General features: G+C 73.3%; 22 protein-coding genes. 11 read left to right on the forward strand and 11 right to left on the reverse strand.

Translation table 11 applies throughout. The features are described 5' to 3' along the window. Positions 1-112 precede the first annotated feature (112 nt). Together ACIGZJ_RS09855 and ACIGZJ_RS09860 are read left to right on the forward strand one after the other, a co-directional pair. Positions 113-910, forward strand: a complete 798-nt coding sequence (locus tag ACIGZJ_RS09855; protein WP_396456733.1) for a VOC family protein — start codon at positions 113-115, stop codon at positions 908-910. Next, entirely contained in the window at positions 910-1,398 is a 489-nt protein-coding gene (locus ACIGZJ_RS09860; RefSeq protein WP_396456734.1) for a DinB family protein, read from the forward strand. The genes ACIGZJ_RS09855 and ACIGZJ_RS09860 overlap by 1 nt, the downstream gene beginning before the upstream one ends. A 28-nt stretch (positions 1,399-1,426) precedes the next feature. On the opposite strand, the gene ACIGZJ_RS09865 is transcribed toward ACIGZJ_RS09860, so the two are convergent. Then, positions 1,427-2,155 (reverse strand): ArsR/SmtB family transcription factor, encoded by a 729-nt coding sequence (locus tag ACIGZJ_RS09865; protein ID WP_396456735.1) that lies wholly within the window; start codon positions 2,153-2,155, stop codon positions 1,427-1,429. A 65-nt stretch (positions 2,156-2,220) separates the two neighbouring features. Between ACIGZJ_RS09865 and ACIGZJ_RS09870 the strand changes: the two genes are divergently transcribed. Together ACIGZJ_RS09870 and ACIGZJ_RS09875 are read left to right on the forward strand one after the other, a co-directional pair. Continuing rightward, positions 2,221-3,084 (forward strand): hypothetical protein, encoded by an 864-nt coding sequence (locus ACIGZJ_RS09870; RefSeq protein WP_396456736.1) that lies wholly within the window; start codon positions 2,221-2,223, stop codon positions 3,082-3,084. Beyond that, on the forward strand, positions 3,081-3,863 hold the full coding sequence (locus ACIGZJ_RS09875) for an isocitrate lyase/phosphoenolpyruvate mutase family protein (RefSeq protein WP_396456737.1): 783 nt from the start codon (positions 3,081-3,083) through the stop codon (positions 3,861-3,863). Before ACIGZJ_RS09870 ends, ACIGZJ_RS09875 begins: the two co-directional genes overlap by 4 nt. 82 nt (positions 3,864-3,945) lie before the next feature. On the opposite strand, the gene ACIGZJ_RS09880 is transcribed toward ACIGZJ_RS09875, so the two are convergent. After that, positions 3,946-4,440: a carboxymuconolactone decarboxylase family protein gene (locus tag ACIGZJ_RS09880; RefSeq protein WP_396456738.1), complete on the reverse strand. Its 495-nt coding sequence runs from the start codon at positions 4,438-4,440 to the stop codon at positions 3,946-3,948. Between the two features lie 260 nt (positions 4,441-4,700). Between ACIGZJ_RS09880 and ACIGZJ_RS09885 the strand changes: the two genes are divergently transcribed. Next, positions 4,701-5,933 (forward strand): PP2C family protein-serine/threonine phosphatase, encoded by a 1,233-nt coding sequence (locus ACIGZJ_RS09885; RefSeq protein WP_396456739.1) that lies wholly within the window; start codon positions 4,701-4,703, stop codon positions 5,931-5,933. 87 nt (positions 5,934-6,020) lie between these two features. On the opposite strand, the gene ACIGZJ_RS09890 is transcribed toward ACIGZJ_RS09885, so the two are convergent. The 4 genes from ACIGZJ_RS09890 to ACIGZJ_RS09905 all read right to left on the reverse strand — a co-directional run bounded on the left by ACIGZJ_RS09890 (position 6,021) and on the right by ACIGZJ_RS09905 (position 9,884). Beyond that, positions 6,021-7,880, reverse strand: a complete 1,860-nt coding sequence (locus tag ACIGZJ_RS09890; RefSeq protein ID WP_396456740.1) for a protein kinase — start codon at positions 7,878-7,880, stop codon at positions 6,021-6,023. A gap of 197 nt (positions 7,881-8,077) precedes the next feature. Further along, entirely contained in the window at positions 8,078-8,434 is a 357-nt protein-coding gene (locus ACIGZJ_RS09895; RefSeq protein ID WP_396456741.1) for a hypothetical protein, read from the reverse strand. Continuing rightward, positions 8,431-8,892 (reverse strand): prevent-host-death family protein, encoded by a 462-nt coding sequence (locus ACIGZJ_RS09900; protein ID WP_396456742.1) that lies wholly within the window; start codon positions 8,890-8,892, stop codon positions 8,431-8,433. The genes ACIGZJ_RS09895 and ACIGZJ_RS09900 overlap by 4 nt, the downstream gene beginning before the upstream one ends. 47 nt (positions 8,893-8,939) lie before the next feature. Then, entirely contained in the window at positions 8,940-9,884 is a 945-nt protein-coding gene (locus ACIGZJ_RS09905) for an NAD-dependent epimerase/dehydratase family protein (RefSeq protein WP_396456743.1), read from the reverse strand. A 113-nt stretch (positions 9,885-9,997) separates the two neighbouring features. Here ACIGZJ_RS09905 and ACIGZJ_RS09910 point away from each other — a divergent pair, with 113 nt between their 5' ends. Continuing rightward, entirely contained in the window at positions 9,998-10,984 is a 987-nt protein-coding gene (locus ACIGZJ_RS09910; protein WP_396456744.1) for a GlxA family transcriptional regulator, read from the forward strand. 106 nt (positions 10,985-11,090) lie between these two features. Here ACIGZJ_RS09910 and ACIGZJ_RS09915 read toward each other — a convergent pair whose 3' ends face one another. Continuing rightward, complete coding sequence (locus ACIGZJ_RS09915; protein WP_396456745.1) at positions 11,091-12,068, reverse strand: SDR family NAD(P)-dependent oxidoreductase; 978 nt, start codon at positions 12,066-12,068, stop codon at positions 11,091-11,093. Between the two features lie 155 nt (positions 12,069-12,223). On the opposite strand from ACIGZJ_RS09915, the gene ACIGZJ_RS09920 reads away from it, so the two are divergent. Beyond that, complete coding sequence (locus ACIGZJ_RS09920; protein WP_396456746.1) at positions 12,224-13,405, forward strand: sensor histidine kinase; 1,182 nt, start codon at positions 12,224-12,226, stop codon at positions 13,403-13,405. After that, positions 13,402-14,088, forward strand: a complete 687-nt coding sequence (locus ACIGZJ_RS09925) for a response regulator (RefSeq protein WP_396456747.1) — start codon at positions 13,402-13,404, stop codon at positions 14,086-14,088. Before ACIGZJ_RS09920 ends, ACIGZJ_RS09925 begins: the two co-directional genes overlap by 4 nt. 58 nt (positions 14,089-14,146) lie before the next feature. Here the strand turns inward: ACIGZJ_RS09925 and ACIGZJ_RS09930 are convergent, their stop codons facing one another. The 3 genes from ACIGZJ_RS09930 to ACIGZJ_RS09940 are packed head-to-tail and all read right to left on the reverse strand — an operon-like array spanning position 14,147 to position 15,170. Then, a complete protein-coding gene (locus tag ACIGZJ_RS09930) occupies positions 14,147-14,455 on the reverse strand; it encodes a hypothetical protein (protein WP_396456748.1) in 309 nt (102 codons plus the stop codon). Beyond that, positions 14,452-15,051, reverse strand: a complete 600-nt coding sequence (locus tag ACIGZJ_RS09935; protein WP_396456749.1) for an RNA polymerase sigma factor — start codon at positions 15,049-15,051, stop codon at positions 14,452-14,454. The genes ACIGZJ_RS09930 and ACIGZJ_RS09935 overlap by 4 nt, the downstream gene beginning before the upstream one ends. A gap of 29 nt (positions 15,052-15,080) precedes the next feature. After that, on the reverse strand, positions 15,081-15,170 hold the full coding sequence (locus ACIGZJ_RS09940; RefSeq protein ID WP_396456750.1) for an LPXTG cell wall anchor domain-containing protein: 90 nt from the start codon (positions 15,168-15,170) through the stop codon (positions 15,081-15,083). 161 nt (positions 15,171-15,331) lie between these two features. Here ACIGZJ_RS09940 and ACIGZJ_RS09945 point away from each other — a divergent pair, with 161 nt between their 5' ends. Together ACIGZJ_RS09945 and ACIGZJ_RS09950 are read left to right on the forward strand one after the other, a co-directional pair. Continuing rightward, positions 15,332-15,616, forward strand: a complete 285-nt coding sequence (locus tag ACIGZJ_RS09945) for a hypothetical protein (protein WP_396456751.1) — start codon at positions 15,332-15,334, stop codon at positions 15,614-15,616. Further along, entirely contained in the window at positions 15,598-16,011 is a 414-nt protein-coding gene (locus ACIGZJ_RS09950) for a DNA-binding protein (protein ID WP_396456752.1), read from the forward strand. Before ACIGZJ_RS09945 ends, ACIGZJ_RS09950 begins: the two co-directional genes overlap by 19 nt. Positions 16,012-16,161: 150 nt before the next feature. On the opposite strand, the gene ACIGZJ_RS09955 is transcribed toward ACIGZJ_RS09950, so the two are convergent. Continuing rightward, positions 16,162-17,529, reverse strand: coding sequence for an MFS transporter (locus ACIGZJ_RS09955; protein WP_396456753.1), 1,368 nt, complete (start codon positions 17,527-17,529; stop codon positions 16,162-16,164). A 71-nt stretch (positions 17,530-17,600) separates the two neighbouring features. On the opposite strand from ACIGZJ_RS09955, the gene ACIGZJ_RS09960 reads away from it, so the two are divergent. Further along, complete coding sequence (locus ACIGZJ_RS09960) at positions 17,601-18,587, forward strand: DUF5937 family protein (RefSeq protein ID WP_396456754.1); 987 nt, start codon at positions 17,601-17,603, stop codon at positions 18,585-18,587.

Genomic DNA, 18,587 nt, shown 5'->3' on the forward strand with positions numbered 1-18,587 from the left:
CCGGGGTGTGGACCCGGCGGGCCGTCGCCGTTCGTATCGAACGCGCGCGCTCGGACGGTGGACTCGATACTGTGGCGAATCGGGGCAAAACGTCACATGAGAGGGCTGAGAGATGGCCGCGCTACCTGAAGGCACGCCCTGTTGGGCCGACGCGATGTTCACCGACCTGGACGGCGCGAAGACGTTCTACGGCGACGTGCTGGGCTGGACCTTCGGCGAGAGCTCGTCGGAGTTCGGCAACTACACGACGGCCTACTCGGACGGCAAGGCGGTGGCCGCCGTGGTCCCGCCGATGCCCGGCCAGGAGGCGCAGTCGGCCTGGTGCCTGTACCTCTCCTCACCGGACGCCGCCGCCACCGCGGACCGGATCCGCGCCAACGGCGGCGAGGTGCTGATGGGGCCGATGCAGGTCGGCGACTTCGGCACCATGGTGATCGGCAAGGACCCGGCCGGTGTCGCCTTCGGCGTCTGGCAGGCCGGCAACCACGAGGGCTTCGAGAAGCAGGGCGCGCCGGGCGCGTACACCTGGGCCGAGGTGCTCACCAGGGAGCCGGGCAAGGCGGACGCCTTCTTCCCGGCCGTCTTCCCGTTCGGCGTGAAGCGGATGGACACCGATCAGGTCGACTACAAGATCTTCCAGGTCGGCGGCCAGCCCGCGCTCGGCCGGATGAAGGTGGGACCGGACGACCTCCCGCCCGAGGCGCCGTCGTATGTGAGCGTCTACTTCGCGGTGGACGACTGCGACGCCGCCGTGGCCAGGGTGGCCGCGGGCGGCGGCCGGTTGTTCTTCGGCCCGATGGACAGCCCGTTCGGTCGCTTCGCGGCGGTCGGCGACCCGCAGGGCGCGGCGTTCGGCCTGATCGACCTGGGAAAGACAGCAGGAGACATGCCCGTCATGGCGGACGCCTGATGAGCGGCGAGCGCGCCGAGCTGGTCCGCACGCTGGACAAGCACCGCGATTTCCTGCGCTACACCGTCCGCGACCTGACCGACGCGCAGGCCGCCCAGCGCACCACGGTCAGCGCGCTCTGCCTGGGCGGCCTGATCAAGCACGTCACCGGGGTCGAGGAGCGCTGGATGCGGTTCGCGGTCGGCGGCGCGGAGAGCATGGAGAGCGAGCCGGTCGACTGGGAGGGCCAGTTCCTGATGGGGGACGGCGAGACGCTGGCCGGGCTGCTCGCCGAGTACGAGCGGGTGGCGCACGAGACGGATGAACTGGTCTCGACCCTGCCCGACCTCGACCGCACCCACCCGCTGCCGGCGGCGCCCTGGTTCGAGCCGGGCGCCAGCTGGTCGGTGCGGCGGGTGCTGCTGCACATCCTCGCGGAGACGGCGCAGCACGCCGGGCACGCGGACATCATCCGGGAGTCGCTGGACGGCGCGAAGACGATGGGCTGAGGGGCCCCTCCGGCAGCGGCGCGGCGCGTCAGCCGGCCGGGTCCGGACCGGCGCCGGGCGCCGCGTCGAGCCGCACGCCGAGCAGCTCGTGGAACGCCCGGTCGCCGGCCGCGGTGACCCGCAGCGCCCGCCCGCTGCCGATCCGCTCCACCCAGCCCCCGTCCAGGGCCGTCCGGCAGAGGGCGGCCCCGAGCGCCCCGCCCAGGTGGCTGCGGCGCTCCGTCCAGTCCAGGCAGCTGCGGACGACCGGGCGGGCGCTCCGGCGGCCCGCCCGGGGCGGCAGTTCGATGCCGATACCGGCCAGCCACGCCTGGCCGGGCCCGGTCACCGCGAGCCCCGCGTCGTCCGCCACCAGGCCCCGCTCCAGCACGGCGTCCGACACCGCCACCCCGAGGCGGCCGGCCAGGTGGTCGTAGCACGTCCGGGCCCGCGCCTCGGCGCTCAGCCGGGTGGACTCGCGCAGGGTGCGCGGCCGGGCCCGCCCGGGGGAGGCGGACGCCGCGAACGCCGACAGGTCCTCGATCAGGGTGGCCACCGCCGGGTCGGCCAGCCGCACGTACCGGTGGCGCCCCTGCCGCTCCTCGGCCAGCAGGCCCCCGGCGATCAGCCGGGACAGGTGCTCGCTGGCCGTGGACGGCGCGACCCCGGCGTGCCGGGCCAGCTCGCCCGCCGTCCAGGCGCGGCCGTCGAGCAGCGCGGTGCAGAAAGCGGCGCGGGTCGGATCGGCGAGCAGTCCGGCGAACTGGGCTAGCGACATGCCCCCATCGTGCCGCAGCCACGTTTCGGCAGGGGCCGAAACGTTCCGCCCCTAGCGTGGGCCCCATGACCACCACCGCTGTTGTCCTCGACCGGTACGACGATGTGACGGCCGCCCTCGCCGACCCCGCCCTGGTGCCGGTGCCCGCCGAGCCCGGACCGCCGGGCGGCGTGGCCTGGCTGCGCGCCACCGTGGCACGGTTCAGCGCGGGCGCGGCGCACGCCGGGCGCCGCGCGCTGGTGGAGGCCGACCTCGCCGGCCTCGACCCCGCCCGCCTGCGGATCGCCGCCGCCGCGGGCTTCGAGGCGGACGCCCGGCTGCGGGCCGTCCGGGTGCTGGCGGAGGCCCTCGGGCTGGCCGAGCCGCAGGCCGTGGCGCGGGCGGTCGCGGTGGTGGCCGGGGCGTACTTCGCGGACCGGCCCGAGGACCGGGAGGCCGACGCGGCGGTGGCCTGGCTGCTGCCCCGGATGCTGCCCGACTCCGGGGAGGCCCCGCCCGACCACGCGGCCAACCGGATCGGCCTCCTCGTCCAGGCCTGCGACGCCACCGGGCGGCTGGTCGAGCATGCCCGCCGCTCCGCCGACCGGGGAGCGCCCACGGCCGGGCTGCTCGCCGAGACGCTGCGCCGGGACCCGCCGGTCCGGGCGATGCGGCGGCAGGCCGTCCGCGCCACCACCGTCGGGGCGGTGGCGATCCCCGTCGGCACCGAGGTCGTCCTGGAGACCGCCGCCGCGGTGGCGGGATGCCCGGGAGCACCGACCCTGGCCTTCGGCGCCGCACCCCGGCTCTGCCCCGGACGCGAGCACGCCCTCGCCCTCGCCGCAGGGATCCTGCACGGCGTGTCCGAGGAGCGGTTCATGGCAGTTGCCCCGGCCGGCGGCGCGGATGCCGTCGTCGGCCCGACCCTTCAGGAGAAGACCGGATCATGAACAGCTTCGCCGAGCTCCACCACCGCCCGGGCGCACCCCTGTTGCTCCCCAACGCCTGGGACCACGGCTCCGCCGCCGCCCTCGCCGAGCAGGGCTTTCCCGCGATCGGCACCACCAGCCTGGGGGTGGCCGCGGCCGCCGGGCTGCCCGACGGTGTCGCGGCCACCCGTGAGGAGACCCTCCGCCTGGCCCGGCGCCTCGCCCGGGGGCGGTTTCTGCTCTCCGTCGACGTCGAGGGCGGTTTCAGCGAAGATCCGGCCGAAGTCGCCGACCTGGCAGTCGAGTTGGCGGAGATCGGGGTGGCGGGCATCAACCTGGAGGACGGCCGTGCGGACGGCACGCTCGCGCCCGTCGCCCTGCACACCGCGAAGATCGCCGCGGTGAAGGCCGCCGCGCCCGGGCTCTTCGTCAACGCCCGGACCGACCCGTACTGGCTGCGGCTCGACCGGCCGCAGGCGGAGGCCGGGCACCGCCTCGCCGCTTACCAACAGGCGGGAGCGGACGGCGTGTTCGTACCCGGCCTGGCCGACCCGGGCGCCATCGGCGAGCTGGTGCGGCGGCTCGCCGTCCCGCTCAACGTCCTCCACTCCCCGGCCGGCCCCGCGCTCGCCGACCTCGCCGCGCTGGGCGTCGCCCGGGTCAGCCTCGGCTCGCTGCTCTACCGGGCCGCGCTGGCCGCCGCGGTGGACGCCGCCACCGCCGTCCGGGCCGGGCGGGCCGTCACCGCCGAGGTGCCCGGTTACGAGGCGGTCCAGGCGCTCCACCGCGACGGGGCCTGAGGGCCGCTCTTCGCGGACGGCCGCTCTTCGCGGACGGCTGCTCTTCACGGACGGCTGCTCCTCGCGGACGGGGCCCTCGCCGTCAGCCCGCCGCCCGCTCGTCGGTGCCGGGGACCTTGGCGGTGCTGAGGGCGATCCGGTTCCAGGTGTTGATGGTGAGGATCAGGGCCAGCAGCCGGGCCAGCTCCTCCTCCGCGAAGTGCGCGGCGGCCCGCTCGTAGACGGCGTCGGGCACGCCGCCCTGGCCGATCAGCGTGACGGCCTCGGCGAGGGCCAGGGCGGCCTGCTCCTTCGCGGTGAAGAAGTGCGCGGCGTCCTTCCAGACCGCGACCATGTGCAGCCGCTCCTCGCTCTCGCCGGCCTTGCGCGCGTCGGAGGTGTGTATGTGCAGGCAGTAGGCGCAGCCGTTGAGCTGGGAGGCGCGGATCTGGACGAGCTCGACCAGGGCCGGGTCGAGGCCCTCGCGGGCGGCGGAGTCGAAGGCGATCAGGGCCTTGAAGGCCTTCGGGGCGGTCTTGGCGAAGTTGACCCGGGGGGCCTTGGCGGCGGTGGCGGCGGGTGCGGTGGGGTTCGTCATGACAATGAATCTACGGAGGTATCGACCCCCGTAACGGGTGCACTTCTGCACCGAAATCACGGGTCAATTCCTCCTGAAGGGAGGGCCGCCGGCCCTCGGCGCAGTCCTCGACGGCTTCCCCGGGCAGCGGCCGGCGGACCGCCCCGGGCGGGATCCGACCCCTCGGACCGCGGCCCCGGATGCCGCTCGTCCGGCGGCCCCCCTGCTCCTGCTCCTATCGTTGAACCAGATCACGTGGTGCACGGTGAGGCGGGCTGAGCATGAAGGGCGCCGACGCGGACATCGACTACGCGGCCATGTTCCAGGCACTGCCCGGCATGGTGGCACTGCTGACCCCTGAGCTGGTCTACGCGGACGTGAACGAGGAGTTCGTGCGCATGTCCGGCCGCTCGCGGGAGGAGCTGATCGGCCGCTACCTCTTCGACGTCTTCCCCGACAACCCGAACGATCCCGATGCGACCGGTGCGCGGAACCTGCTCGCCTCGCTCACCCGTGTGCTGGAGACCGGGGAGCGCGATGCCATGGCCCTGCAGCGCTACGACGTCGAGTCCCGGGAGCGGCCGGGCACCTGGACGGAGCGGTACTGGAGCCCGGTGAACGCCCCGGTGCTCGGGCCGGACGGCCGGGTGGTCCTGCTGGTGCACCGGGTGGAGGAGGTGACCGAGCTCATCAAGGCCCGCGGCGGCCAGGACGGCAGCCGGGCCCGCGTCCTCGAAGCCGAGCTCTACACCCGGGCCCGCGAGCTGCAGGGGATCAACGACCGGCTGCGGCAGGCCCACGCCCGGGAGCGCGAGGTGGCCCTCGCCCTGCAGGCGGCGATGCTGCCCGCCCCGAGGCCGGTCGGCCACCACCGGGCCGCCGTGCGCTACCGGCCCGCCGTGGGCGCGCTGAACGTCTGCGGTGACTGGTACGACCTGGTCGACCTGACCGGTGACCGGATCGGGGTCGCCGTCGGTGACGTCGTCGGCCACGGCCTGCGGGCCGCCTGCGTCATGGGCCTGCTCCGCAGCGCGTTGAGCGCGGCCTCGCTCGTCGCCGACGGTCCCGCCCGGGCGCTGGAGGTCCTCGGCCTGTACGCGCGCTCGGTCGACGGCGCCGAGAGCACCACGGCGGTGGAGACGCACATCGACTGGGACGCGCACACCATCACGTACAGCAGTGCCGGCCACCCCCCGCCCGCGCTGCTGCACGCCGACGGCACCGTCGTGTTCCTCGACCAGGCCACCGACCCCCCGCTGGGCGCCCGCCCCGAACACGTCCCCCGCCCCGAGGCCGCCATCGCGTTCGAGGAGGGCGACATGCTCGTGCTCTACACCGACGGCCTGGTCGAACGCCGCCGCGAGGACATCGACACCGGCCTCGCCCGCCTCGCCGACTCCCTCACCCGGCACTGCGGCCTCGCCCCCGAACCCCTCGCCGACGCCCTTCTGCACGACCTCCTCCCGGCCGGCGGCGCCACCGACGACACCGCCCTGGTCATCGTGCGGCTCTGACCGCCGGTACTCAGGGCCGGGCGCCCGACCGGGGCTGGCGGGCACGGGTGGGAGGTGAACCCGGCGCGCGCGCCGCCTGGCCGCGCCTCAGCCCTTCTTTCGCAGCACCAGGTACTGGTCCGGCTTGAGCAGGTCCATGCTGTAGCGGAGGGTGCCGTCCGGCTGCATCGTGATCACCCGGTCGACCGACCGGTCGGCGACGCACTTCTCACCGGCCGAGGTGCCGGTCATCCGGGACGCGTAGGAGACCTTGCTCTCGTCGGCGTCGGTGAGCGTCCACGCGCCTTCGCACCAGGTGCCGGTCTTCGGCGTCTCGGCGCGGATCCTGCTCTTCTCCTCGCTCTTCGCCGACTGGGCGATGGTCAGGGTGAGGGTGGTGACGTCCCCGTTGGCCGCCATGAGCTCGCCGACCCACGTCCCGAGGAACTTCGCGGGGACGATGCCCGGCCCCGGGTCCGTGGGGGCCGCGCCGGGCTCGGGGCTCTCGTCGGACGGGTCGGAGCCGTCACCGGTCGACTCGGGGCTCTTCGACGCCGGGGTGGTCGGTGCCGTCCTGTGCCCGGCCGGGGCGGTCGGCGCGGGGCCGGACGCGTCGGGCTGTCGGCCGTTGTCCCGCAGCCGCTCGATCAGCAGGTAGCCGCCGCCCAGCAGCACCGCGACGGCCAGCACGGCCGCCAGGACGCCGTACCCCCGCCGGTCGCGTGGCCGCTGCGGGTACGGCGCGTAGACCGGCACCGGCACCGGCGGTTGTGTCGGGAGCGGGGCCGGGAGCGGGGTCGGCGGGTACGGGCCGGCCGGCCCGACGGGCGCCACGGTCGGCGGGCCGAAACCCGGCGGGGCCGGCGGCCCGAACCCGGGGAGCCCGGTCACCTCGGTCACCCCGGTGCCTGGTGCGGTCTTTGCCGCCTCGGCCGCTCGCGCGGCCCTCGCCGCCTCGGCCATCGTCCGGCCCCCGGTGGGAGCCCAGGCCTCGGCGGCCGGCGCCTCCGGAGCCGGCGCAGCAGTGACGTCCGCCGCGGCCGTCCGCTCCCCGGACCCTCGGTCCCCCTCCAGGTCCAGCAGCTGCACGGCACTGCGCCCGACCGCCGCCGCCAGGGCCGACGGCAGCCAGTCCCCGTGCCCGAGCCGGGCGGCCGCCGAGCCGTCGCCGTCCAGCCGGGCCCGCAACTGCTCGGGGGTCGGCCGGGCGGCCGGGTCCTTGGCCAGGCAGTCGCGGACGATGGAGTACAGCGGGTCGGCCAGCCCGGAGAGGTCCGGCTCCTCGTGCAGCACCCGGTAGAGCAGGATGGGCGCGCTCACCCCGGAGCCGAACGGCATCGTGCCCGTCGCCGCGTACGCGAGCACCGCGCCGAGCGAGAAGACGTCGCCGGCGGGCCCGGCGGGCAGCCCGTTCGCCTGCTCCGGCGACATGAAGCCCGGCGAGCCGAACACCTGGCCGGACCGGGTGAGCATGGTGGCGGCGTCCAGCGCGCGGGCGATGCCAAAGTCGATCAGCCGCGGCCCGTCCAGGGTGAGCAGCACGTTGGACGGCTTGACGTCCCGGTGGACCAGCCCGAGGCCGTGCACATGGGCGAGCGCCTCGGCGAGTCCGATGCCGAGGGTCCGTACAGCCGGTTCGGGCAGCGGCCCGAACTCCCGGACGGCGGCGCCGAGCGCGGGCCCGGCGATGTAGCCGGTGGCCACCCAGGGCTGCCCGCCCTCGGTGTCCGCATCCAGAACCGGTGCCGTCCACGCCCCGCCGACCCGCCGGGCGGCCGCCACCTCCTGCCGGAACCGGGCCCGGAACTCGGGGTCCCCGGCCAGATCGCGACGGACCACCTTGACGGCGACGGTCCGCCCGCCCGCCGTCCGGCCGAGGTAGACCCGGCCCATCCCGCCCGCCCCGAGCTGCCGCAGCAAGCGGTACTCGCCCACCTGCCGCGGATCGTCCGCTTCCAGCGGCTGCATGCCCACGCTCCCCTCGACCCCCGGCGCGGCCGTCCCCGCCTCACATGTCCCGATCAGACGCTAGCGGTCGGGGACCACCCGTGGGATGAGATCGCGGTCACGGAATCATCATCAGATGATCGCAATGCACTCGACCTCCCCAGGCGCCGTGTCAGGCCTTCTTCTTCGCGCCCCCTTTACGCCTTCCTCGGGACGGTCTAACCGTCGGTGTCCTTCGGGTGCCGAGTAGAGGCGTAGACGAAGTGGACCGTCCTGCTGGCCTCGTCCACGAGATAGCGCACGCGGCCGCCGGCCGTCACCTCGTACTCCCACTGCGGCAGTTCCTCCCCGCCCAGCGTTCGGGTGGCGAGGCGGCCGCGCAGGCGGTGCTGGCGATCCGGATCGCTCATGGACAGCGGGTTGGTCCGCAGGGCTTCGAAGTAGCGGCGGGCATTCCCCGCGGCCTCCGTGCAGAGGTCGCCCCACCCCTTGGCGGCATCGGAAGTGGCGAACCGTAGTCGCCATTCGTCGCCGACGGGCGGTGGCGGGACGTCGTCACCACGCTTGGGGCTCACGGTGCGGGCACCTCGCCGTGGTCCTCGCCCTGCAGCGGTCGGGTGAGTTGAGCGGTCAGCTCGGGGTCGGCCAGGATTCTGGCGGTCGCGCGCCACTCGACGATGACGCGGTGCAGGTTGGAATGCACGTCCAGCTCCACGGCGTCGCGCGTGGCGTCCACCAGGTCGACGACGAACTCGCGCACCTCCTCGGCCGACAGGTGCCGGGTCCACGGAAAGACGGCGGGTAGTGCGAGGAGTACGGCCCGAGCGCCCTCGTCGTTGCTCATCAGGGCGGCGAACAGACGGGCGGTGACGTCCGCGGTCTCCTCGCGCTGGCGGTCGTGGCGCTCGGTCGTGAGGTAGAGGTCCTCGCCGTCACGGCGCGTGACGTGGACTCGTTGGGCCTGCTCAACGGTGTCGGCGACGCGCTTGGAGTTCTTTGACAGGTCAGAGAACGACACGGTGAGAGTGGACATGGAGAGATGTTACTTCGGAATGTGTTCCGAAGTCGAGTGGGTGTCGGCTATCCGGGGTTCGTCGGGCTCGCGGAGCCGCTGTGCGCTGCGGCCATCTCGGCCAGGACCGCCGCGACCGGCGTCGGGGTCAGGCCGAGGATCGCCGTCGTGTCCGCCGCGTCGAGGATGCCGGGGCGGTCGTACAGGTACAGCATTTCCGGGAACTCGGCCATGACGGAGTCGGTCCGGCCGATCGCCTCCAGTTCGGCCCTCGTCAGGTGTGCCAGGTCGGGGGCGGGCGCGCCGGCGGCCAGGGCCAGGTGCGCGGCCAGTTCGCGAACCGGGGCCTGGGAGGTGGACGGCACGTGCCAGGCGCGGCCCCAGGACGTCGCGTTCCGGGCGGCGGCGATCAGCGTGCGCGCCGCGTCGCCGGTGTAGGTCCAGCTGTGCGGGGCGTCGAGATCTCCCGGATACGCGACGGGCGCGCCGCTCAACACCTGGGCCCCCACCATGAGCGTGAAGGGCGAGTAGGCGCCCGCGCCCAGGTAGTCGCTCGCCCGGACCTCGGTCACCCGCACCCGGCCCGCATCGTGCGCGGCGAGTGCGTCGAGCCACATCCGGGCCCGGACGTGCCCCTTGACGCTGTTGGGCGCCATCGGAAGGTCCTCGGTGACGGGCCCGTCGACGAGCCCGTAGCCGTAGGTGTTGCCGAGCATCACGTAGTCCGCCCCGCTGCGTTCTGCGGCGACCAGCAGTGATGCGGCCAGCGGCGGGAACTCGGACGGCCACCGGTCGTAGGCCGGCATGGCGCAGTTGAACAGGACCGCCGCCCCGGCGGTCAGCTCGACCAGCCGGCGGGTATCGGCGGCGTCGGCGGCCACCCGCTCGATCCGCTCGTGCCGCGGTCCGCCGCCCCGGCGGGTGACGAGCCGGACCTGCTCACCGGCGTCCGCCAACAGGCGCGCCGCGGCCGATCCGGTGGCTCCGGCTCCAACGATGACGTGCAAGGTCACGGGTACTCCCTGGTCGCAGAGGGACGGGGCCGGCCGCCCCGACGGCTCTACCCTCCGCCACGGGTGATCCGTAAGGTAGTGGCCCGAATGCCAAAGATCCGGAGGTTCGGGCCATGCACCGGGTTGCCGTCATCGCCGTCCCCCCTGCCACCACCTTCGACCTGTCCATCCCGGAGCTCGTCCTCGGCGAGACGGTCGTCGACGGCCGCCCCGGCTACCGGGTCCGCGTCTGCACCGCCCAACCCGGCCCCCTCGCCACCAGCGGAAGCCTGCAGGTCGGCGTCCCGCACGGGCTGGAGGCCGTCGACGACGCCGACACCGTCATCGTGACCGGGACCAGTGCCCGCGAGGACATCGACCCGTGTGTCCTCGCGGCACTGCGCCGCGCGTCGGCCGAGGGGAAGCGCGTCGCCTCGATCTGCACCGGGGCTTTCGTCCTCGCCCAGGCCGGACTGCTCGACGGACGTAGTGCCACCACCTACTGGGCCATGTCCGAGGAGTTCTCCACGCGCTTCCCCGCGGTCGAGCTGCGGCCCGACGTCCTGTACGTCGACGACGGCAACGTCCTGACCTCCGCCGGGCTGTCCGCGGGCATCGACCTGTGCCTGCACCTCGTACGGACCGACTACGGCGCCGTGGCGGCCAACGCCGTCGCCAGGCTGGTGGTGGCGGCGCCGGTGCGGCCGGGCGGGCAGGCGCAGTTCATCGCGACCCCGCTGCCACCCGAGACGGGCACCTCGCTGGCCGCGACCCGCGCGTGGGCGCTCGACCGCCTGCACGCACCGCTCACCCGTGCCGACCTCGCCGCTCACGCGGCAGTCAGCGTCCGCACCCTGACCCGCAGGTTCCACGACGAAACCGGACTGAGCCCGCTGCAGTGGCTCCTCCACCAGCGCGTGATCCGCGCACAGGAGCTCCTGGAGGCGACCGACCTGCCGATGGACCAGGTGGCCGGGCACAGCGGCCTCGCCACCACCGACTCCCTGCGCCAGCACCTGTCGAGGCGGACCGGCCTGACCCCCAGCGCCTATCGCACCGCCTTCACCCGGCACCCGGAGCCGGGAAATGCCGCCGGGACCACTGCCCGATCGCCGAAATGACCGGCGGAAGCGTCCGCACCGGGGGTCGCGGCCCGTGCTCCCGTGTGCATCGGAAGGCTCCCGCCGTTACGGGCACACCGGATCGACCGACGAGTCCACCGCGTCCTCAGCCGCGGCTCGGCTGGACCATCTTCCGGCCGGCGGTGCTTCCGCCGTCCACCGCGACCGAGGCGCCCGTCATGTAGGGAAAGTCGTCGGACGCGAGCCCGAGCACGGCGCGCGCGATCTCCTCGGCCTCGGCCATCCGCTCCAGGCCGTCGATGTTGAGCGGGCCGAACGCCTTCTTGTACGCCGCCCAGGCCTCGTCCGGGATGCCGGGCGGGCGGACGAAGGGGGTGTCGGTGGTGCCGGGCAGCAGGGCGTTGACCCTGATGCCCCGGGTCCCGTAGGCGAGCGCGGCCGCCTTCACGATGCCCTGCACCGCCCGCTTGCTCGCGGTGTACGCGGCGCTGGTCGGCCGGGCCTGGTCGGCCGCCGAGGAGGAGGTGCAGACGATGACGCCGTGCCCGGCCTTGAGCATGTACGGGACCTGGTACTTGACGGCGAGGAAGACGCCCCGGGCGTTGGTGGCGTGGACGTCGTCCCACTCCTCGACGCTCAGCTCGTGCGGCAGTCGGCCGCTGCCGATCCCCGCGTTGTTGAAGGCCACGTCGATGCCGCCGTAGCGGCTCGCGACCCGGTCCGTGAAGTTCTGCAGCTGGTCGGCCACCCGCACATCGGCCTGGATGTAGGTGGCCTCGCCGCCGGCGTCCCGGATCTCCCGTTCCACCTGGCGCCCCAACTCGGCCCGCCTGCCGCAGAATCCGACGTGGGCGCCGGCCGCCGCGAAGGCGCGGGCGGTGGCCCTGCCGATACCCGAGGTGCCGCCCGTGATGAGCACCGACTTCCCCTGGAACCGCCCGTCCTTGGCGCGCGACCCGCCCTGGGCGGCGCTCGCCGCGGGTGCGCCCGCGCCGAGGACCGAGCCCGCCACCACCCCGAGGGCGGCCGCGCCGCCAAGGAGGGAACGCCGGTGCAGGGAACCGGCGTTCCCGTTGCCGTTCGTCTTCTCGTTCCCGCTTTTCCCGTTCCCGTTCGTATCCATGGCGACCACACTCGCAGTCCGGACCGGGTGTCCGGTTCCTCCCGCGGGCCGGTCATCGCGGCCGGTGGGAGGAGGCGCCTCCTCCCACCGCAGGACCCGGGGCGCAGCGGCACCCGCCTATCGTGAAGCGCGTGAATCGATCAGGGATTGAGCTCGTGTTCGATCAACGGTTCGCCGCCGTGCGGGCGGTGGTACTGGTCGGCGTGCTCGTCGGTGACCTCCTGCTGGTGCACCGGCCCGCCGGTGCCCGGGACTGGGGTCTCGCCGCGGTCGGGCTCGCGCTGTGTGCGGTCGCGGGCCGGTGGGCGTTCGGCGCGCTGCTCGCGCTGTCCGGCCTTCTCGTCGCCGCGCACGTCCTCGGCTCGGACATCGTCCCCGCGGTGAAGGTGCTGGCCGCCGTCGTCCTCTTCGAGCTGGCCCTACGGGGGTGCGGCCGACGCCCGGCGGCCGGGGCGGCGGCACTGGCGCTCGCCGTCGCGGTGAACCGCCTCGCCGACCTGCCCGGCGAACTCCCCTCGGTGCTCTACAAGATGGGCATCGTGGCCGGCCTGCCGCTGCTCATGGGCGCCTATGTACGGGTCACCCGCGACGCCGCCCGCACCGCCCGCATGCACGCGGATCAGGAGAAGGTCCGGGCCGGTCAGCGGTTGCTGGCCGCCCGCGCTGTGGAACGCACGGCCATCGCACGCGAGTTGCACGATCTGGTGGCCCACCACGTCTCGTCGATGGTGCTGCGCGTCGGTATCGCCCGGCACGTCATCCCCGCCACCGTCGACACGCGGGTCACCGAGGTCTTCGACGACCTGCACTCCAGCGGCAGCGAGGCCCTGGCCGATCTGCGCCGCCTGGTGGCCGTCCTGCGTGACCCGGACAGCGTCGCGGGAGCCGGGACGGCCTCCGCCCTGGTCACGCCCGGAGCGCTGCCGACCGTGCTGGAGTCGGTGCTGGAAGGCAGCCGCCGCACTGGTCTGGCCGTCACCGCGGACGTGGACCCGGCGCTCGCGCGCCTCGACGCGGTACGCGGCCTTGCCGTGCTCCGCCTGGCCCAGGAGGGCCTGGCGAACGCGGCCAAGCACGCCGGCCCCGGTACCACGGCCGAGTTGACCGTACGGCTGGCCGACGACGACGCCGTGCACCTGACGCTCCAGGACGACGGCGCGGGTCGTCCCGGACCGTCGGACCCGGGGCCGTCGGGGCACGGGCTGATCGGCATGCGCGAACGCGTGGACCTGTTCGGCGGCCGCCTGGACGCAGGTCCGACACCCCGGGGCTGGCGGCTCACGGCCGCACTCCCCGCCCCGCCCGCGTCCGTACGAGTCCCGGAGCAGACACCGTGATCAACATCCTGGTGGCCGACGATCAGCAACTCGTCCGCATGGGCCTGCGCATGCTCTTCGAGCAGGCCCCGGACATCGACATCCTCGGCGAGGCGGTCAACGGCGCAGAGGCGGTGCGGCTGGCCGAGCGCCTCCGGCCGGATGTCGTCCTGATGGACCTGCGGATGCCCGTCATGGACGGCATCACCGCCACCCGGCGCATCCTGGCCGGCTGCCCCGCCGCTCGCGTGGTCGCGCTCACCACCTTCGACGACGACGATCACCTCTACCCGGCGCTTGCAGCCGGGGCCTGCGGCTTCCTGGTCAAGGACACCCCGCCGGCCGAGCTGATCGACGCCGTACGCCGGGCCGCGGACGGCGAGGCCCCGTTCAGCCGGGACGCTCTCGACCGGCTCGTCGGGCACGCCGTCGACGCCCGCGTCGGGGTGTCCCGCGGCACCCGCGCCGAGGTCCCGGTGGCGCCCGCCATCACCCCGCGCGAGCGGGAGGTGCTCGGCCTGATCGGCAGCGGCCTGTCCAACAAGGAGATCGCCGACCGCCTGCACCTGGGCGTCACCACGGTCAAGACACACGTGGCGAACCTGATGGCGAAGACGGGCCGGGACAACCGCATCCGCCTCGCCGTCCTCGCCGTCGCCACCGGCCTCACGGCGGACGGGGGGCCGTCGACCACGGTGTCCTGAGGCGACCGCGGAACGCCGAAGGTCCAGACCCCGCCCGGGCATCACCGCGTCCAGGCGGTTACGGGGCCTCCCCGCCCGGACGCCGCGCCGTGGTGAGGGTGCACACGCCGTCCACGCACGCGCGCTGCAGACGGCCGCGGGAGATCGTCTGCGCCAGGCCGATCGTCCAGCAGGCGGGGCAGCCGCGCAGCGCGACCAGGCCGAGCGGCGCCGCCAGCAGGACGACCGGGCCGACCAGGGGAGTCAGGGCGATCGAGCCGATGATCAGCCCGAAGCCGAGGAGGCCGCGCGCGAGGTGGCGCGGAACGGACTTGCTGGCGAAACCCGTCTCGGGCGCGGCCGGCGTCTTCATGAGCGTCACGGTCATTGTTCTCCTGCTCCTGCTCCTGCTCCTGCGACTGGTGGATCGACGACTTCATCGGGCACGGCCAAGGAGTACCGCAACGCCGCGCGGGCCCTGTGCAGCCGCGACTTCATCGCGGGCGTGCTCAGACCGAGCGAACGGGCCACGGCCCTGCCGGGCAGGTTCTGCACGTCCCGCATGATCAGGACCTGCCGCTGGTCACGGGGCAGGGCACCGATCGCGGCCGCGATCCGCTCCGCCTCCAGCCTGCGCAGCACCGCCTCCTCGGCGGACGGCTCCTCGCCCGCCTCCGGTTCGGCGGCCGCCTCGTCGGCACGGGAGACGAGCACCCGCACCTGCCGAAGGCATTCGTTGCGGACGATCCGGAACACCCACGAGGCGAGCGCACCGGTCGCCCGCAGGGTGCCGATCTTCCGGTAGAGGATGATCAGCGCCTCCTGCGCCGCGTCCTCGGCATCCTGCGGCGAGGCGCACAGGGACAGCGCGAACCTGCGTACATGGGGCTGCGACTCCACGACGACGGCGGTGAGCGACGTGACGTCGCCGGCCTGCGCGGCCTCGATCAGCCGCGCGTCCGGCCAGCGGAGACTCTGGTTCATGCGTCCTCCTGGTATCCGGAACGCGCCCGTCAGACCCGGCTCTTCCGACGCCGCACCAGATGCCAGGTGCACGCACCCACGAGCAGCGTGCCGATCACTGCGATGCCGACGATCATCATGGTGCTTCTCCTCCAGGTATCCACCGGCCAGTGCGCCGGTCACATGGATGAGAGGCCCAGCGGCCCGGAAAGGATTCACCTGTGCTGATCCCCAGCCGATGACGGCCCGGACCGCTGTGCGGTCCGGGCTCCCATTCCTACTTCTTTGATAATCTTGCTCCATGACTGAGACGCCCTACAGCATCGGCGAGGGGCCGGCCACCAGAGTCAGCCTCTCCCTGCCCGAAGGAACGGCCGAGGCGATCCGCCAACGGGTGGGCAAGCGCGAGTTCTCGGCGTTCATCACTGCCGCCGTCGAGCGGGAGCTGCGCGGTCAGATCCTTGACGAGTACCTGGCCGACTACGAACGCCGGAACGGATCGATCTCGCCGGCGGAGCAGGAGCGCGCGCGGCAGGTCTTCGACGAGGTGTTCGCCGAGGAGGACGGATGGCCCGTCGCAAGCTGAGTCACGAGGGCACCCTGGTGCTCGACTCCGAGGGTCTCTCCAAGCTGCTCGACGACCACGAGCCCGCCGTCGCGCTGGTCGCGGAGGCGCGGAAGCGGGGCATGGAGGTGGTCATCAGCGCTCTGACCATCATCGAAGCCGTGCACAGCCGTACCGACCAGGCCCGCCTCCGGTGGATTCTGTCCGGGCTGCGGATCGTGCAGGTGGGGGACGAGGAGGCCCGAGCGGCCTCCGCGATGTTGATGGCGGCAGGTCTTCACGGCCACAAGTGCGCAATCGACGCGGCAGTGGCTGAGATGGCGCTGCGGCAGCGACGACCGGTCGTCCTGCTGACATCCGACATCGACGACATGACCAAACTCTGTGGTGACCGCGTACGGCTCGTGGCTGTCTGACGCCGGCCTGGGCCTTCTGACCTGATGATGCCGAGGCTCAGGATGTGCCCGCTTCCTACCGAGGTCCGCCATGCGGAGACCTGCCGCCTCAGGTGAACTCGAGGCGGCAGGTCCGTGGCAGTGAGGCATGCTCCCGGAACGGCCGTGGCCTCACCCCCGGTTCTGCCGGGGTCCGGCGCTGAAGGCTCGTGCCTCGCTGTCGGCTGGTGCTGGTGCTGGTGCTGGTGCTGGTGCTGGTGCCGGTCCGGGCAGGTGGCGGGTGGTGCGGAGGGGGGAGCAGAGGATCGGGATCCAGACCGTGGCGAGGCCGGCCGCGCCGATCCAGAGGGCGGTACGGGGGGAGGCGAACTCGCCGAGGAGGGCGGCCAGGGCGGCGCCGATGGTGAGGGAACCGGTGAGGACCACACGCATGGTGGCGTTCATCCGGCCGAGCAGTGGGTCGGGGGTGACGTGCTGACGGAAGCTGACCTTGATCACGTTGTCGATGCCGACCTTGCAGGTCGTGACGAGCCAGGCCCCGGCGGCCAGCCAGAGCGCTGGGCCACGGTCGACCAGCGCGACCAGGACGCCCAGCGGAGCGACGGCCAGGCCCATCAGCCCCAGCACTCGGCCCGCGCCGAAGCGGCGGGTGAGCCATCGGGCCGACAGCGAGCCGAGGAACACACCGATCCCGCCGGTGGCGAAGAACAGGCCGATCGCACTGCCGGGGAGGTCCAGCTCCCGGACGAACACCACGGGAAGCATGGTCTGGCAGAGCTGGATGGACAGGTTGGTGGCCGCCCCGGCGAAGGCGATCGGACGGAGCAGCGGGTGGCCGAACACGAACCGCAGGCCCTGGCGGACCTCACTGGCCAGGCTGCGATCGGCGCGCTGTCGCGGGTGCGGTTCGGGTTGGCGGATCCGCCGCAGGCAGGCCGCCGACCACAGGTAGCTGACCGCGTCGACGGCGACGGCCGCGGGAGCGGACAGCAGCGAGACCAGGAGGCCGCCGGCGCTTCGGCCGCCGACCTGGGTGATGGCGTCCACCGTCACCAGGTGGGAGTTGGCGTCGGTGAGCTGCTCGCGTCCGACCAGGTCGGGGAGATGGCTCTGCACGGCGACGTCGAAGAAGACCGTGGCCGCGCCCGCCAACAGGGCGACCAGGTAGAGCTGATGGATGGTCAAAATTCCCAACAGCCAGGAGACCGGCACCGATCCGAAGAGTGCCGCCCGGGCCAGATCGGCGGCGATCATCACCGGGCGCTTTCGCATCCGGTCGATCCAGGCACCGGCCGGCAGACCGATCAGGAGGAAGGAGAGGGTGCCCAGCATCGCCAGCAGGCCGACCTGGCCGGCTGAGGCGTGCAGGGCGAACACCGCCGCCAGCGGGAGGGCGAGCGAGTTGACCGAAGTGCCGAGCTTGCTCACCGCCGCCGCACTGATCAGTAGCCGGAAGCCCTGGTTGCGGAGCACTGAACGGCGCGGTCCTGGTGCGGGCGTGGGCAGGCCGGACTGCCGCATTCGATCGGTCGTGGTCATGGAGCGAGCCTGCGGCCCGCCCGACCCGGCGGGCGATGAATTTAGTCTGTGCTGAATCGAAAGGAAGCACCGTGCTGAACCTGGCGTTCTCCACCCGCGATCTGGCCCGTACCAGGTTCGCGCTGTCGCCTCTGTGGGAGTTGGTGGCCAGCGTCCGGATCATCAAGCACCCCGCTGAGCACCCGTTCTTCCGGCCGTGGAGCGACGAGGTCCGGCCACGGCTTGCGGCCTCGGGGCTGGAGTGGTCCCTGCTGGCCGACCTGGTCCCGCAGCCGCCGCTGCTCATACCGGTCTTCATCGCTCCGCCACCCACAACGTCGGTGCCCGACATCGGACTTGAGCTCGCCGTCCTGAAGTCCACCACCCCGGAGCAGCTCCGCTCGGGCCTCGGCGGTCGGCGGGCACCGCGCTCCGAGCGGATCGACGCGCTCCTGAGCGATCCGCACCGCGGCCTGGCGGAACTCGCCGAGACCATGCACGCCTATTGGGAGATCGCCGTCGCCCCGTACTGGCCGCGGATGCGCTCCCTGTTGGAAGGCGACGTGCTCCGCCGGGCCATGCTTCTCGCTGAAGGCGGCGCCCAGCAACTGCTCAACGACCTCGACCCCAAGGTGGCCTGGGACGCCGACACGCTGCACGTCCAGCACCGTTCCACCCACGGCATCCGACACCTCGGCGGGCACGGTCTGCTTCTCGTACCGTCGGTGTTCGTCTGGCCCCGGATCTTCTCCGTGACCAGCCCGACCTGGCAGCCCGTGCTGCGTTTCCCGCCCCACGGAGTGGCCACGCTCTGGGAACGCCGGATGAGTGCCCCACACGCCCTGGCATCGGTCCTCGGTCGCTCCAGGGCGGTACTGCTGGCCGAACTCGCGAGCCCGGCATCGACGACCGACCTGGCCCGGCGCACCGGGATCACGGCCGGCGGTGTCTCCCAGCACCTGGCAGCACTGCGCGCCGCAGGCCTGGTGAATGCACATCGAAGCGGGCGGTACGTGCTCTACGTCCGCACCGAGGCCGCCGAAGTCCTGCTGGCGGCCGCAACCGGCCGGGACGTGTAA

Origin of the sequence: Kitasatospora sp. NPDC052868 (genome assembly GCF_044547105.1) — a bacterium.
GTDB lineage: Bacteria > Actinomycetota > Actinomycetes > Streptomycetales > Streptomycetaceae > Kitasatospora.

Coding starts and splice junctions, on each gene's coding strand:
- ACIGZJ_RS09935 (WP_396456749.1), bottom strand. CDS start 15,051: ATGAACCAGAGTCTCCGCTGGCCGGACGCGCGGCTGATCGAGGCCGCG.
- ACIGZJ_RS09900 (WP_396456742.1), bottom strand. CDS start 8,892: ATGTCCACTCTCACCGTGTCGTTCTCTGACCTGTCAAAGAACTCCAAG.
- ACIGZJ_RS09915 (WP_396456745.1), bottom strand. CDS start 12,068: ATGGATACGAACGGGAACGGGAAAAGCGGGAACGAGAAGACGAACGGC.
- ACIGZJ_RS09865 (WP_396456735.1), bottom strand. CDS start 2,155: ATGTCGCTAGCCCAGTTCGCCGGACTGCTCGCCGATCCGACCCGCGCC.
- ACIGZJ_RS09940 (WP_396456750.1), bottom strand. CDS start 15,170: ATGATGATCGTCGGCATCGCAGTGATCGGCACGCTGCTCGTGGGTGCG.
- ACIGZJ_RS09875 (WP_396456737.1), top strand. CDS start 3,081: ATGAACAGCTTCGCCGAGCTCCACCACCGCCCGGGCGCACCCCTGTTG.
- ACIGZJ_RS09860 (WP_396456734.1), top strand. CDS start 910: ATGAGCGGCGAGCGCGCCGAGCTGGTCCGCACGCTGGACAAGCACCGC.
- ACIGZJ_RS09855 (WP_396456733.1), top strand. CDS start 113: ATGGCCGCGCTACCTGAAGGCACGCCCTGTTGGGCCGACGCGATGTTC.
- ACIGZJ_RS09885 (WP_396456739.1), top strand. CDS start 4,701: ATGAAGGGCGCCGACGCGGACATCGACTACGCGGCCATGTTCCAGGCA.
- ACIGZJ_RS09870 (WP_396456736.1), top strand. CDS start 2,221: ATGACCACCACCGCTGTTGTCCTCGACCGGTACGACGATGTGACGGCC.
- ACIGZJ_RS09890 (WP_396456740.1), bottom strand. CDS start 7,880: ATGCAGCCGCTGGAAGCGGACGATCCGCGGCAGGTGGGCGAGTACCGC.
- ACIGZJ_RS09910 (WP_396456744.1), top strand. CDS start 9,998: ATGCACCGGGTTGCCGTCATCGCCGTCCCCCCTGCCACCACCTTCGAC.
- ACIGZJ_RS09880 (WP_396456738.1), bottom strand. CDS start 4,440: ATGACGAACCCCACCGCACCCGCCGCCACCGCCGCCAAGGCCCCCCGG.
- ACIGZJ_RS09930 (WP_396456748.1), bottom strand. CDS start 14,455: ATGACCGTGACGCTCATGAAGACGCCGGCCGCGCCCGAGACGGGTTTC.
- ACIGZJ_RS09950 (WP_396456752.1), top strand. CDS start 15,598: ATGGCCCGTCGCAAGCTGAGTCACGAGGGCACCCTGGTGCTCGACTCC.
- ACIGZJ_RS09945 (WP_396456751.1), top strand. CDS start 15,332: ATGACTGAGACGCCCTACAGCATCGGCGAGGGGCCGGCCACCAGAGTC.
- ACIGZJ_RS09955 (WP_396456753.1), bottom strand. CDS start 17,529: ATGACCACGACCGATCGAATGCGGCAGTCCGGCCTGCCCACGCCCGCA.